General features: G+C 70.8%; 13 protein-coding genes. 7 read left to right on the top strand and 6 right to left on the bottom strand.

Annotated features, from left to right (window positions below):
* Positions 1-141: 141 nt before the first annotated feature.
* Positions 142-714 (bottom strand): TetR/AcrR family transcriptional regulator, encoded by a 573-nt coding sequence (locus tag ACZ5NJ_RS15735; protein WP_468765423.1) that lies wholly within the window; start codon positions 712-714, stop codon positions 142-144.
* 148 nt (positions 715-862) lie between these two features.
* Here ACZ5NJ_RS15735 and ACZ5NJ_RS15730 point away from each other — a divergent pair, with 148 nt between their 5' ends.
* Complete coding sequence (locus ACZ5NJ_RS15730; RefSeq protein WP_468765422.1) at positions 863-1600, top strand: SDR family oxidoreductase; 738 nt, start codon at positions 863-865, stop codon at positions 1598-1600.
* Between the two features lie 185 nt (positions 1601-1785).
* On the opposite strand, the gene ACZ5NJ_RS15725 is transcribed toward ACZ5NJ_RS15730, so the two are convergent.
* From ACZ5NJ_RS15725 to ACZ5NJ_RS15715, 3 genes are all read right to left on the bottom strand, one after another.
* Positions 1786-2250 carry a PPOX class F420-dependent oxidoreductase gene (locus ACZ5NJ_RS15725; protein ID WP_468765421.1) on the bottom strand — a complete coding sequence of 155 codons (465 nt, stop codon included), beginning with the start codon at positions 2248-2250 and terminating at the stop codon, positions 1786-1788.
* Between the two features lie 80 nt (positions 2251-2330).
* Positions 2331-2762 (bottom strand): Imm1 family immunity protein, encoded by a 432-nt coding sequence (locus ACZ5NJ_RS15720; RefSeq protein WP_468765420.1) that lies wholly within the window; start codon positions 2760-2762, stop codon positions 2331-2333.
* Between the two features lie 473 nt (positions 2763-3235).
* Entirely contained in the window at positions 3236-3826 is a 591-nt protein-coding gene (locus ACZ5NJ_RS15715) for a ricin-type beta-trefoil lectin domain protein (protein WP_468765419.1), read from the bottom strand.
* 113 nt (positions 3827-3939) lie between these two features.
* Here ACZ5NJ_RS15715 and ACZ5NJ_RS15710 point away from each other — a divergent pair, with 113 nt between their 5' ends.
* Entirely contained in the window at positions 3940-4920 is a 981-nt protein-coding gene (locus tag ACZ5NJ_RS15710) for an ArsR/SmtB family transcription factor (RefSeq protein ID WP_468765418.1), read from the top strand.
* A 363-nt stretch (positions 4921-5283) separates the two neighbouring features.
* Positions 5284-6735: a tetratricopeptide repeat protein gene (locus ACZ5NJ_RS15705; protein WP_468765417.1), complete on the top strand. Its 1452-nt coding sequence runs from the start codon at positions 5284-5286 to the stop codon at positions 6733-6735.
* A gap of 445 nt (positions 6736-7180) precedes the next feature.
* Here ACZ5NJ_RS15705 and ACZ5NJ_RS15700 read toward each other — a convergent pair whose 3' ends face one another.
* Together ACZ5NJ_RS15700 and ACZ5NJ_RS15695 are read right to left on the bottom strand one after the other, a co-directional pair.
* Complete coding sequence (locus ACZ5NJ_RS15700; RefSeq protein ID WP_468765416.1) at positions 7181-8401, bottom strand: beta-ketoacyl-[acyl-carrier-protein] synthase family protein; 1221 nt, start codon at positions 8399-8401, stop codon at positions 7181-7183.
* Positions 8402-8675: 274 nt separating this feature from the next.
* Positions 8676-9449 (bottom strand): ATP nucleotide 3'-pyrophosphokinase, encoded by a 774-nt coding sequence (locus ACZ5NJ_RS15695; protein ID WP_468765415.1) that lies wholly within the window; start codon positions 9447-9449, stop codon positions 8676-8678.
* A 970-nt stretch (positions 9450-10419) separates the two neighbouring features.
* Between ACZ5NJ_RS15695 and ACZ5NJ_RS15690 the strand changes: the two genes are divergently transcribed.
* From ACZ5NJ_RS15690 to ACZ5NJ_RS15675, 4 genes are all read left to right on the top strand, one after another.
* Positions 10420-11799 carry a DUF1254 domain-containing protein gene (locus tag ACZ5NJ_RS15690; RefSeq protein WP_468765414.1) on the top strand — a complete coding sequence of 460 codons (1380 nt, stop codon included), beginning with the start codon at positions 10420-10422 and terminating at the stop codon, positions 11797-11799.
* A gap of 150 nt (positions 11800-11949) precedes the next feature.
* On the top strand, positions 11950-12165 hold the full coding sequence (locus ACZ5NJ_RS15685) for a hypothetical protein (RefSeq protein ID WP_468765413.1): 216 nt from the start codon (positions 11950-11952) through the stop codon (positions 12163-12165).
* A 606-nt stretch (positions 12166-12771) separates the two neighbouring features.
* The gene (locus ACZ5NJ_RS15680) at positions 12772-13155 is read left to right on the top strand and encodes a hypothetical protein (RefSeq protein ID WP_468765412.1); all 384 of its coding nucleotides are present in this window, start codon (positions 12772-12774) and stop codon (positions 13153-13155) included.
* A gap of 591 nt (positions 13156-13746) precedes the next feature.
* Positions 13747-14142, top strand: coding sequence for a trypco2 family protein (locus tag ACZ5NJ_RS15675; protein ID WP_468765411.1), 396 nt, complete (start codon positions 13747-13749; stop codon positions 14140-14142).

The raw sequence follows: 14142 nt of genomic DNA, 5'->3' as shown, positions 1-14142 counted from the left end.
TCACCTGGGGCCGACCTTGCCCGGTCCCGCCTGCCGTTGCCGCGGCGGATCAAGGGCGGCAAAGGCGTGCTTCACCCCCTTCGGCCCGATCCTTGCGCTCGCGAACCGACGCCCCTGGCCTAAGGACCCGCGCACGAGTCCTCACGGGCGGACCATGAGGCCGTCCAGGGTGAGGTCGAGAAGGCGCTCCGCTTGCTGTCGATGTTCGGCCCTCGCCGAGGTGAGGGCGATGCCTTCCAGGGCAGCGAAGATGTCCGTGGGCCGGATGTCGGTGCGGATCGCCCCGGCGGCCGTGCAAGCGTCCATGAGCGAGGTGATGGCGGCCTGGATCATTTCCCGGCTGTGGCCATAAGGATCGCTTCCCGTCGCGGCGATGGCGCGCAGTGCGTCGATCATGCCGTACTTGGCGGTGACGTAGTCCAGGAACAGGCGCGTCCACGCGCGCAGGGCCTCTGCTGGCGGCTTTTGCGCGAGCAGAGCGGGGGCGGCATCGCACAGGTGGGCCACCTCGTTGCGGTAGACCGCCTCGATCAGGGCCTCCCGGGTGGGGAAGTTGCGATACAGGGTCGCACTGCCCACGCCCGCCTCCTTGGCGATGCGTTCCAGGTGCGCATCCAGCCCTTCCGTCGTGAAGACGCGTACGGCGGCCGTGAGGATCTTCTCCCTGTTCCGCCGTGCGTCAGCCCGCAGCGGCCGAGGCGTTCCGTCGGTCATCAGTGCTCGCCATCCCCTCTTCCTTCGAAGTCCTATGAGGTTGCTAACCGGATGCGCCCCCACTTAGGGTGAGGATAACTGGGGACGCCTCCGGTTCACTGTAGGTCACTGCACTGACCTGCGAGCACCCCGAGAAGGGAAACCGATCATGTCGGGCATCCAAGGCAAAGTCATCGCGATCACAGGTGCCAGCAGCGGCATCGGTGAGGCAACCGCGGCCTACCTCGCAGAAAAGGGCGCCCAACTCGTGTTGGGAGCCCGGCGCGAGGACCGTCTGAACGCCGTCGTGGACGGCATCACGGCGAAGGGCGGCACCGCCACCGGCGTCATCGTCGACGTCACGCGGCGCGAAGACCTCCGGCGCCTGACGGACACGGCCCTCAGCCAATACGGTCGACTCGACGTCCTCGTCTCCAACGCGGGCACGATGGCCGTCTCACCCTTCGACGACTTGCGCCAAGATGACTGGGACGCCATGGTCTCCACCCACATCACCGGCCTCCTCAACGGCATCGGGGCGGCTCTGCCCATCTTCCGCCGGCAGCGCTTCGGCCAGTTCGTCAACGTCGGCTCCACTGCGGCCTACGTCGTCAAAACCCCCCAGGCGGTCTACGCGGCCACCAAAACGGCGGTCAAGGTGCTCACCGAGGGCCTGCGCCAGGAGTCGGGGCCCGACCTGCGCGTCACACTCGTCTCACCCGGCTTCACCCACACCGAAGGCATCGGCAAGGGAGCCAGCCCCGAAGCCGCGGCCGCGATGACCCGCCAGCGGGACGAGATCGCCATGCCGCCCTCGGCGATAGCCTCCGCCATCGGTTACGCCATCGAACAACCCGAAGGCGTCGACGTCAGCGAGATCGTCGTCCGCCCCACCGTGCAAGCCTGAAGGCGCAGGCGTAGGCCTTTCCTGGGTGCCGGCATGCGGGGGCAACCCCGCACGCCAAGCCGCGGCTCGTGGAGATGGGGATCAACGCCGGACCCCTGGGCGGGACGAGTCTGGGCCGCCATGTGGCGAGGGTGCTGGTCACAGTCCTGGACGAGGGGCTATGACCAGCACGGACCCGGTGTGTCCTAGCTGTCCATGTCGAGCGCCGTGCCGTACAGCCGGTCCACCTTCAAGCGGATGACCACCCGGCGCTCGGCGACCAGCTGCTCCAGGAACGCAGCCTCATCCTCATCCTCCGGCTTCGCGGCTCGCGGGATCATCCCAAGGAGTTCGCGCCCGACGGCGTCGCCGGGAACGGCCGTGCTCTCGGAGACTTCGGCCTCGCCTTCGGCGACGGCGAACGACCACACGTCGCCGCCCTGTACGTGAAGGGCCGCACGCGGGTTGCGCCGCAGATGCGCGACCTTGACGCGGTCGGCGGTCGTCGAGAAGCGCACGAGGCGGGCTTCGGGGTCCCAGCTGTACAGCATGGTGGTCAGGTGGGGGTGGCCACTGCGCTTGACGGTGGCGAGCGTGCCGAACTGCTGCTGGCCCAGGATGCTGGAGAGGGCTTCGTCGGACAGTGGGCGAGGTGCTGGTCCTTGACTCATGACGTGATCAACACCTTGGGCTGCCCGGCCATTTCACGTACCCGCATTCCTGCCGCCATTGATCCTCCGCGGAAACCGGGTCAGTAGGGCTCTTCGCGCCACTCAAGGCATGTGGGCCGCTGTCCGCCGGACAGGACGAACTCCTTCACGGCCTGGCGCACCAGGCCGATCGGGACCTCTGTCGGCTCCAGGAACTCCCGGGGGTGGGTGACGACCATGTAGGTTGCCACCGGGGCGGTCGCCTCGCCGGCCGGGACCAACGCACCCTCCTTGCCGGTGCTGTAGGACAGGACGCCGAACCGACCGCAGGCGCTGACCCCGACCTGGAACTCGTGGTCCGGCCAGCCCGACGGCAGCACCGCGCGATCCAGGCAGATCAGCTGGGCCGTGTTGCGCAGTGGGCCGCCGGTAATCAGCGCGTCGATCATCGCGTCGACGGCGTGCGCCGAGTCGAGGAGCACCGGTGCATCCAGGTGCTCCTCCGTGAAGACCGCCTCGGTGCCCCGCAACATCCCCTACCCCCTACCGCCCCTGCTGGACCCCTGCGGTGTCCGAGCATCGGAGACTACCGCTTCGCTCAGCACCGCCCTGGCGCCGACACCCGCCCTGATCCCCGAGCGCCGCGACCAGGAGCGGGATCACCACCCGCCCGCCGGGTTCCCGACGACGGTGGGAGGCAGGGCGGGTAGGCGCCGAGCCGTGAGCTGCTCGCGTGAGCAGGCCCGGGGAGCGGTGATGGGGCATCCACTACAGGGCTGCTCCGCCCCCCTGTCGCAGCCGTACAGGATCAGCTGGACGCCGGCGTTCGGCGAATTCGCCGGACCGGGCCGACACTTGTCGTAGTTTCCGTACCCCCGCCCTGAGCTTCCTCCGGGGACATGTCGCTGCGTTCATGCGTGTGCCCTCGGTGTCGAGACTGCCGTTCACCGGGCACCGACACCGGCCGGCACCGACACCGGCACCGGCACCGGCGGCGTCGGAGGCGTCACGCGGTCCGGATGTCCCACCACTGCTGGGACTGGAAGTTCTTGCCCCACAGCTGGGCCCGGGCGCCGTTGCCGGTGACGTTGGTGTCGCGGTCCAGCACGGTGTTGTTGCCGTTGTTGAAGCGGGCGTTGTAGATGGCCAGGTCCCCGGAGGGGTGGTACCACTGCTGCTGGGTGGTGCCGTTGCACTGCCACAGCTGCACCCGGGTGCCGTTGGCGCCGCCGCCGTTGGTGTCGGCGTCCAGGCACATGCCCGGGAACCGCACGCTCCGCAGGCTGCCGTCGGTGGACAGCAGCCACTCCTGCTGGGCGGTGCCGTTGCACCCCCACACCTGGACCTTGGTGCCGTTGCCGCCGGCGGTGGCGTCGGCGTCCAGGCACTGGCCCGGAGTCGCCTTGTACAGGCTGTAGATACGGACGTAGATGCCCGCGGCGAGGGAGCCCGCCCGGGGGCCGGGCGCCTGGCCCTGCTCCCAGGCCACGTGGTGGGCGGCGGGCTCGGCCGCCTGGGCGGACGCCGTGCCTGTGGCGCCGACGGCGAGGGCTGCCACGGCGGTCGCCACGGCGGCCAGCTTCTTGTGAACGATCATGTGTCCTGGATTCCTTTCAGCCGGTCTGTGCGGTGAGTCCAGGAAACGCCAGGCCGATTGACCGGTCGAATGATTCGATTTCTTTCGAAGAGACTGGCGAAGGGGAAACGCGTGTGATCCGGATCCGCCTGGGTGCCCGGGGGCTGGGGGGCGTGAGGTTCGCGGTCTCACCGATAGGCTCGGCCAAGGACCTGCTCCGCCTCGTCGGCTTCAGCCCAGGCACCCTGACCGCGCCCTGGCGGACCAGGGCCACGGACGCGCTGACCCGGCACCGGCTCGGGCTGCTGGCCGTGGTCGGAGGGGGAGGCCCCCTCGGTTACGCCCCGGACTTCCTCCGGCCGGAACCCCCGGCCTTCCTGACCGACATCGACATCGCCCTGCACCAGATCGCGACGACCCCGCAGGAACGGATCCGCTACGAGCTGGCGGGGGCCGTCAACGGCCACTCCTGGGACCCCGGTTCCGTCCAGCCGGCGCCGCGGCAGCTCCTGCAGGCCCTCGACCGGGGGGAGGAGCACTTCGCACGCCGACTCGCCGACGAGATGGGGCGGTTCTGGCACGAGGCACTCAAACCCTCGTGGCCGGCCATCAGGGCCCGACTGGAAGCCGACGTCACCACCCGGGCCACCGAGATCGCCCAGTACGGGCTCGCCGAGGCCCTCAACCGGCTGGCCCCGAACCTGGAATGGCGCGACGGCGAACTGCTCGTCCACCTCCGCACGGACAGCATCCACCGGCTGACGCTGGACGCGGAAGCGGTGATCCTCACACCGAGCGTCTTCGTCGACCGGGCCCTCTTCTGCGCCGGGGAACCGCCCGGGACGCCGGCGCCGCGCACTCCGCTCATCGTCTATCCCGCCGCGCAGATCGGCTGTCTTCCGCCGGCCCAGGACCACCCGCTGATCGGGGCGATGCGCCAAAGGCTCTTGGCCGAGCTGAGCCAACCGCGTTCCACGACGGAGATCGCCCAGCGTCTCTACCTGAGTCCGGCCACCGTCTCCTACCACCTGCAGATCCTCCACCGGGCCGGGCTCGTCACCCGTGTCCGACGGTCCCGGCACGTGCTCTACCAGCGGCGCGGGAGAGCGGTGTAGACGTACCAGCCGCGCCCCTCGCCCGGGGGGAGTACCTCGGCGAGCGAGCGAGCGAGGGGGGGGGCGACGGCTGCTGTGCGGTCCAGCCGGAGATCATGACCCTGTCGAGTCCTGGCGTTCGGACGGTGCCGGGCGGACTTCCAGGTCTCGGTGACCTCTGACAGCGGAGCTGGACCGATTTCAAGGCCTGGGTTGTGCACCCCTGCCAGAGGCCGGATACCGCGCAGACGGTTGACCCGCCTTGTGGACTTCGGCTGGTGACGGGTTGTCCCAGCGGAGTTCGATCGCCGTGTACGAGGTTGTTGCCGGTGTCCCGGCTCCCGTTGGGCGGAGGCTGTCGGTGGCAGTGCGTAAGGTGCCCGGGTGAACATTGACGATCTTTCCTGGCAGGCGCGGCACCACGGTGGCGTCTACCCGCGTATGGTGCGGACCCTCCTCGACCTGGGGCAAGTGGAATTGCTGGTCCGGGCGGCGCGGGAGCGTGGCGACTGGAACTGCGCGGACGCGGCGGCCCGGGAGTTGTGCGCGGCCGGGAAGTGCGACCGGGCGCTGGCGTTGCTGGATCCGTTCGCAGAGGTCGGCTGGCGACCTGCCGAGTGGCTCACCGCGGAGATCATGATCCACCAGGGCCATGGTGACAAGGCGCTCGCGCGGGTGCGCCCCGACGCGACCGAACTGGGCGACGGCCACGTGTGCGCCCGCTACGCCGAGCTGCTGTCGAAGGCCGGACGGATAGAGGAGGCCGTCGACGTGCTCTCACCCCGCCTCGGGGAGCACTGGCTCCGCTCCCGCCTGGTCGAGATCACCGAGGGTCGGGGACACGACGACCTGGTCTTGGACGTGCTCACGCGGGAGGCCGAGCACATGGAGGGTGCCGAAGGCGCGGCGTGCGAGCGGTGCGGCGGATCCTGCGGGACGAACCGGACCGACCGGTGGCATGTGCTGCTCCTGATCTCCCAGGTCTTGGAGCGGGCAGGGCGCACGGACGAGGCCGTCGAGGTCCTGCGCGCCGAGAGGGCTTCCGGCCGACGGCACCCCGTCAACTTCCCGGAGTACTACGCGGAGCTCCTCGCCCGGCAGGGCCTGATCGAGGAGCTGGGGGCCCTGGCCGCCGAAGACCACCGCTCAGCCCTCGACGTGTATGCGAAGGCACTGGAGGACGCGGGGCGGGCGGACGAAGCGGAGTACGTGCTGCGCGAGGGGATCGCGACCCACGACCACCCGAAGGACCGGGCGGCGCTGATGCGGCTCCTCGTCCGCCAGGGGAGGGTCGACGAAGCCGTCGAGACCGGCCGGCCCACCTACGAGTACTACGACTGCTGGAACTTCCTCCAGTGGGCGCTGGAACTGCTCGTCCAGGACGGCCGCCCCGACCGGGCACTCGAACTCCTGGACGGTCAAACCGACGAATACGTCAAGGAGCACCCGGACGAGGTCCGCCACCTGCGGCTCTGGCTGCTGGGCGAGGCAGGCCGTTGCAAGGAGGGCATCTCGGAGGCCACCGCCCTCAACGAGCGGGAGCCGGGCGAGTGGGACGCCGCGCTGGCGCGGCTGTTGGAGCAGGACGGACGGACGGAGGAAGCCCTCGCCCTGCTCCGCTCCTCCACCCACTACTTGGTTCACCATGACTTGCCCGACATGCTGATCAGGCACGGCCGCCCGGCGGCGGCCCTCGATGCCATTCCCACGATCGCCGAGAGCCGCGCGGCTGCCGAACGGCGGAAGAGGGAGCAGGAGCGAGAGGCGGCTGAGCAGCGAGAGCAGGACGACCCCTGGGCCGCTACGGGCGGGTTCAGCGTGGAGCCGCCGTTCTAGCCTGGACCGCCACGGTCAAGCAGTGCTGCCCCCCGTCGGCCGCCGCCCGCTGACTGGTGTCACGCCGTTGGAGCGTGCGCGTGATGCCGGCCCCTGATGGCGGGCGTGGGCACGCGCGTTGCAGCGGGTCCCGCGCACAGCCCAAGACGGCGGCGCGCTCATGGCCCTCACCCTCCTGGTGGCGCCATGGACGCGGCGGCGACCCCCGGCTGTGGCACGAGGTGCAGGCCCACCGCGCGCGCGGGCGAAGAGCAACACGGAAAGGGGAACCGGCGTACTGGGCCAGAGTCTCAGCGGCGGCGTGGGAGTTTTCCCGTACGCGGCCGCCGGGGGCACCGACCTGCACGCCATGGCCGCGCACCTGTCCCTTGCCGTGAGGGTGTCAGCCGGCCCAGACGCCGGCGCGGACGCGTCTGAGGCTGGCGCTTGGAGAGTGGGGATACGGTCAGGCGGAGGTGAAGAGCAGCGCCGCGTTGTGGCCGCCGAAGCCGAAGGCGTTGGCCAGCGCGGCGGGCACCGGCATCCGGCGGGGACCGTCCGTGACCACGTCCAGGCCGATTTCCGGGTCCGGGGACTCCAGGTTCCGGGTTGGCGGGACGACTCCCTCGTACACCGCCCGCACCGCCGCGATGGTGCCCACCGCGCCCGCCGCCCCGAACAGGTGCCCCGTCATGGACTTGGTCGCCGTCACCGCAGGGTGCGTGCCCACCGCCTCGGCGATCGACCGCGCCTCCACGACGTCGCCCGCCTGCGTCGACGTCGCATGTGCGTGCACGAGCGCGACGTCTGCGGGGGCGAGCTCGGCCGAGGCCAGCGCCGTCCGTATCGCGCGTACCTGTCCCGGCGCGTGGGCGGCGGTGATGTGGTGGGCGTCAGAGGTCACCCCCGCCCCCGCCAGCCGTGCGTACACCCGCGCCCCGCGCGCCGCCGCGAACTCCGCTCGTTCCAGGACGAGCAGCCCCGCGCCCTCGCCGATGACGAAGCCGTCGCGGCCGGTGTCGAAGGGGCGGGAGGCCGCCGCCGGATCGTCGTTGCGCGTCGAGTGGGCCTTGGCCTGCGCGAACGCGGCCAACGGCAGCGGATGAACGCAGGCCTCCGCACCGCCGGCCACCACCACGTCGGCCCGCCCCAGCCGGATCAGGTCCAGGGCGAGTGACAACGCTTCCCCGCTGGAGGCGCAGGCGCTGACCGGGGTGTGCGCGCCGCCGCGTGCGCCGAGGTCGATGGAGACCCAGGCGGCCGGACCGTTGGCCATCAGCATCGGAACGGTGTGCGGGGAGACCTTGTGTACCCCGGACGCCTCCAGAACGTCGTCCTGCCCGAGCAGGGTCAGCACCCCGCCGGTACCCGTGCCGACGACCACGGCGAGCCGTTCCGGCTCCACCTGCGGACGCCCCGCGTCCGCCCACGCCTCACGAGCGGCTACCAGCGCGAGCTGCTCGCACCGGTCCAGACGCCGTGCCTGCACCCGGTCCAGCACCTCGGTCGGCTCCCGCCGCACCCGTCCGGCGATACGTATGGGGAGGGTCGCGGCCCACTCCTCCTCGATGGCGCGGATGCCGTTCTCGCCGCGCAGCATCGCCCGCCAGGTGGCCTCCACGTCGCCGCCGAGCGGCGTGGTGGCCCCCAGGCCGGTGACGGCAACTCCGGTGATACCCGTACCCATGACGGTTCTCCCTTGTGGTGATTCGACAGTTGGCCGGACTGGCTGTGTCACCACTGTGTCAAGCGAGAGAGCGCCTAATGAGGGGGATGATCAATCGATTCATGATCACAAATTTGTAGAGTTCCGCCATGGTGATCAGCTCACCAGGACCACGACCACCCATGCCGCGACCAACGTCGGACACCCCGGTACGCCAACAGGCCCGCTCGCCTCCACCCACCCGCCCGCCGCGCCGAAGACCCGAGGCAGCACCCGGTCCTGAGGCCCGCATGCTTCAGACGGCCGCGGACTCAGCCCTGGTGGCGGCTGCCGGAACCGTGGTGATTTCGGGTGCGGTGAGCTGGTCGGCTCCGTCGGGGACGGGGACGGCGTTGAAGAGGGCGTCCTGCTGGGCCTGGAGTTCCTTCTTCCGCTCGGGGCTGGTGGAGGGCAGGCGCTGCTCCTCGTAGAGGAGGTGGGTGGCTTCCTGGGCGTGCTTGCTGGCGGGGGTGTGGAACTGGATTTCGTAGAGCTGGCCCGAACGGGTGGCGCGCCAGCCGGTGTTGAGGCCCCTGTAGCCGCTGCTGCGGCCCCAGGTGTTGGACCACTTGGTGCTGTCGTTGCCCCAGGCTGTCAGAACGGCGGACGCCTGGGTCACGCCGGTGGTGTAGCGACCGTCGGGCCACTGCAGGGTGTAGCGGACGGCGTCGGTGAGCCTGCCGAGGACGGTGTCCACATCCTGCTGGGGGTTGTCCTGCAGGGAGGTGGCGACCTTCCGCTTGAGTGAGTCCGGGGACTTCAGGCGCTGGTCGAAGCCGATGAGCTCGGCTCCCGAGATCTGGGCGGCGGCGCGTACGTCGGTGCTGATCGTCTTCTCGGCTTGGCGGGCCCGGTCGAGGTACGCGTCGACCTTGGCGTTGTCGGCGCTGTTGAGCGTGAGGCCGCCTGCTCCCTTCCAGCCGTCGTCGCCGGCAGCGGTCGCCGCGGTGCCGGTTGTGGCGGTGACGGCCATGGTGAGCGCTGCCGCGAGCAGGCCCTTGACGACGGGGGAGCAGCTGGTGGGGGTCATGCGGTGTCCGCCTTCACGCTGGTCGGGGGTGTGCCAGGCCTAACCACCCCGGCGGGCAGCGGGTTACTGTCGAAGGCGAGGCGCACGCCGCCGCTGGCGCGACCCCGCAGGGGTGCTTCCACTACGTCGTGGAGAACGCACCCAACGGCGACCCGCAGATCGCGGAGGACGCGGTGTGAGCGGCGGTGGCGGCACCGGTGTTGCAGTGGCGGGCGTGACTTTCCGGCTGGGGAATCGTTCCTTCTGGTGTCGCACGGCATGCATACCGCTCCCCCGCGGTACCGCGACGCTGGCCCGGGAAGCCGCCCCCCGACTTCCCGGGCCAGCACTGGCCGGTGTGTCCACCACGCCTCGGCCGTGACCCGCAGTTCCTCAGAAGGGCCGCCTTGACCCGGGCCGGGGACGAAGGCGCGCCAGGCGTCTTGTCGTAGGAGCGGTGACGTCCCTCGACGAACAGCGCCAACGCCTCCCGGGACCGTTGCCACGCCTGCGCCCGTGGCCCGCTTGGTCCGCGTCCTGGCTCAACACCGGCCCCGCCCCACACGGCCTGATGACCTCGACCGTCACGGTCCACGCCACCTGCACCACCGCGATCGGCCCGGCCCGGCCGGCAAGACCGACCGCGCTGCCGCAGCCCGGCCGGTCCCTGCTGCGCGCCGGCCGCCCGGTCACCTGCCGCCACATCGACCCCGCCAAGGGGTTCCGGCAGGCAAGGCGCGTGGAGCAGGCGGTGACCGCTCCGGGGGAGTGGCACGCGTACACGTGCCACGGTCCGGGCCGCCCCCTGCCGTCAGCCCCGGGACGCGCCGGAGCGCGACCGCCCCAGCCGACCCGGCGCCCATGCCGGACCCGAGTCGATGGACGCAGGAGTGAGTTGTGACGGCCCTTCACATCGGCTTGATCTGTCGCTGCGGCGTGCACGGACCGGCCACTAGCGTCACCGATCCGACATACCGGAAGGGATCACGGCATGGCCTCAAAGCCCCACCCCCACCCCCAGCACCACGCGCAGGCCGCAGCGACGGACGTCTACGTCTTCGGCTACGCGCTGATCATGATGGAGCTGACCCGCCGGTTACAGACCAACACCGTGAAGGTGAATGCCACACAGGCGCCCACCAACCAGTTCTGTCAGTACGACGCGCCGCCCACGCCGGAGTCGAAGGACGTGGTGCGTCCCAACGTGGACACGCTCTACTCGCAGGCGTGGATCGACCTGGCGGCCGAGCCGATGGTGCTGGCGGTGCCGGTCATGGACGAGGGCCGCTACTGGCTGATGCAGCTGATGGACGCCTGGTCGAACACGTCCTTCAAATCGCCCAGCAGCATCACCCCGCTCGGCACCCCGACCACCGATCCGTCCTCCGGCGCCGAGGTCTACGCCTACGCGCTGACCGGGCCGGACTGGAAGGGAGATCTCCCCGACGACGTGTACCACGTGCCGATGGGGACCGACACGGTCTGGCTGATGGGCCGGATCGAACTGTTCGGCACGGACGGAGAGCAGGTGAGCGCTGTCACCGAGTACCAGAGCCTGATGCGGCTGCTGCCGCTGAGCGCCTGGCCCGACCACGGCACCTTCGTTCCGCCGGACGGCAGCTACGACCCCGCCGTCTCCACCGCTCCGCCTTCCGAGCAGATCAATGCCCTCAGCGGTCCCGAGTTCTTCGCCCGAATGATCGATCTGCTGCCTGTCACCCCGCTCAATCCCCCGGACCCGGCCATGAGCGCCACGCTCGCCGAGCTGGGCGTCTACCCGTACGACCCCGCGAGGCTGCCCGACGCCCAGGTCCTGGACCGGGCCAAGGAGGAGGGCCTCAAGATCATCACCCAGCACAAGGGGCCCGAGCCGATCAACGGCTGGACCTTCGTCAAGACCGACATCGGCTACTACGGCACCGACTACGTGCAGCGCGCCTACATCGCCATGTTCGGCCTGGCCGCCAACCTCCCCGAGGACGCCCTCTACCCCAGCACCGGCGGCCCCTCGACCGACGGCACCGGCGCACCGATCCGCTACACCCTCACCTTCCCCGCCGGCCAGCTGCCGCCCGTCGACGCGTTCTGGTCGCTGACCGCCTACGACGCCGACAGTTTCCTGGTGGCCAACCCGGCCGAGATCTACGCCGTCGGCCACTTCGCCGAGCCGGTGGCCACCCCGGGCACCGGCGCGACCACCCTCTACCTCAGCGCCGTCGCGCCCGACGACGGCTCCCTGCCCAAGACGAACTGGCTCCCCATCCCCACCAGCGGCAAGTTCACCATCACCCTGCGGCTCTACGCCCCGCAGACCGACGAGATCCCCGCGAACTGGCCGCCCGCCCTCACCAGGACCGACGAGCTGGACTGACGCGCAGCGAGCCGACCTGCCCGGCGGTACCCGGGCTGAGGAACGGGTACCGACCCGGCCCCGCTGATGGCGCGGAGCCCTGGTGCGGCGGCTCCACCCATTCGGGCGCGGGCGGATGCCGCCGGAGCCGGGCCGCCGGAGGCTGGGCTCATGCCCGCCAAGCTGGTCGTCTACCCGCCCGACAAGAACGGCTGGCGTCGGGTGCGGTACGACGGCGTCGCCATCGGAGTCGCCCACCGCCCGGCCGACATCCGCGTCTTTCTGGCCGAGGCCGGCCTGGAGGACGCCGAGGACGTCGACCTGACCGACACGGGCTTCGTGGAGTGGAGAGGCGGCGGACCCGAGGAGTGGGAGCCTGCCGGGTAGAGCAGGGCCGGTTGGCGCCGGCTGGTCGCGCGGCCCGCTCAGAAATGACGTACCCGTGCCCTGCCACGCGGCAGGGCACGGGTACATGCGGTGCTGTTCCGATCGCCCCTACCGGGGCCGCGTACGGCTCGGCGGCCGTTTTTGCCGGGGGCGAGAAGAAGGCGCCGGGGCGCTGGGATCAGCGCGCGTCGGGTGCGCGGCCGGGCGTGGGTGGAGATCGCGGGCGGGCCACGGTTCGCGGGCGACTTCGATGAGGTAGTCGCCGGTAGCCGGGTCGACGGTGATGTCGTGGGCTTCGCTGCGGAAGCCGGGGAAGGCGCGGTCGAACGCTTCCAGTGCGCCCAGGTAGCGCAGGAGGCGGCCGTCGGGGGTCGCCGGTGGCTTCGCCGGGCACCAGGACCGGGAAGCCGGGCGGGGTGACGGTAACCATGGCGGCGGCGGTGTGATAGGCAGCCGGATGCCCCTCAGCGGTGGGTTCGCCATCCGCCCCGTCTCCACTGGCGCACAGCACAGCACAGCACAGCGTGGGTGGGCATGCAGTGCCCCGTCCTGCCGGACGGGGCGGCGGCAGGCGGATCTCGGATGCGGTCCGCGTAGTCTCGTCGGGTGCATTCTCATCTGAGCTTCGAGAACCCTCCGGCTCTGCCTCACGAGGCGGTGGTCAAGATGATGGAGCGGGCTCTGCGTGACCGCTCGGCGGAGGGCGAGGCGGCGGGCGTCCTGGTCGGCACCGCGTTGAACGACGACGACGCGGAGTTCGTCGAGCACTGGTGCATGCAGGTCGGGACGCGGGCTGTGTCGGGAAGTCCACTGCTCGGGCTGGCCGGCCTGTGCCTGGGACATACCGCTCGACGCTTCGGGCGGCTCAGCGATGAGGCCCTCGCGCTGGCGAAGTCGCTGGCGGCGCGGGCCGAGGCCGACCCGACGGACGTGGACGGACGGGCCCTCGACGGTTATGACGACGCCCGGAGCTTCCTTCACCTGTGGTGACGCCGCCTGCCGTGCCGGGTGAGGCAGCGTCATCCCCGGGTCGCGCAGCGAGCGGGCACAGCCACCGCGCCCTCGCCCGACGAGGTATACGCCGCGCAGACCGCGAACGGTGGCTGGCGCAGGAGGCAGCTTGCCGAGTGGGGGTTTCGTGGTCTCCGCCGTCCGGCTGGCGCAAGCACGTGGAAGCGAGGGGGAACGGCGAGGACGTCGCCCCGTTACCGCGTCAGGGGGGCCTCGCCTGGCACGTGTCGGGGGACTGCTCCGCGTCCCAGTCCATGCTCACCGCACCGATGAGGTCGACAAAGCCGGCGATCTCCAGCGAGCGGGAGCGGCCCGGCGCCATCTCGTTCGAGCTCTCGGCTCGACGAGCGCATGCTCGTCGCCGGTGCCACCGGACCGGCAGGAGTGGACAGTTGGCCGTTCCCGGGACGAGCGCCCTCATTTGCCAGCAGACTGGTGCGCGTCGACGGCCCTCCGGGCTCTTCTCCCTTGAGGAGGCGCTCTGTTGAGGCCGTCGTGGGCGGGCCGGATCGGTTGTGCGCCGCGCTCACCACGGTGTGGGGCGGGCACGGATGGGTGGGGACGGTACGGATGGACGAGATCAGTCTCAGTGAAGCGTTGCGGCAGTTGCGGTCGGAGTTGTACCAGGCGCAGACCGACGGCGCGCAGCAGCAGTTGAGATTCGAAGTGGAGAAGGCGGAGCTGGAGCTGGAGGTCGAGTTCCGGCGGGACGGCGCCGGCAAGGTGAAGGTGTCCGTCGGCGCGCTCGGTGCGAAGGGCGAGGCCGAGGCCGGAGGGGCGCGCGGGGCCGTCCGTCGAGAGAGGCTCACCCTCACCTTGAACGTCCTGGACGAGGCCCTCGGCTCCGATGTGCCCTGGCGGGTCGAGCGCGGCTCCTCGGGCCGCAGAACGCACGCCGGGTCGCCTGACCCCGCCTACGGTTCTCAGCCGTCCGAGCCGCCGCAGCCCCAGCCCTGGGACGAGTGA

Source organism: Streptomyces sp. NPDC032091 (assembly GCF_055580265.1).
Note: the sequence above shows the minus strand (reverse complement) of the source record. Positions and strands in the feature narration are given on the sequence as shown.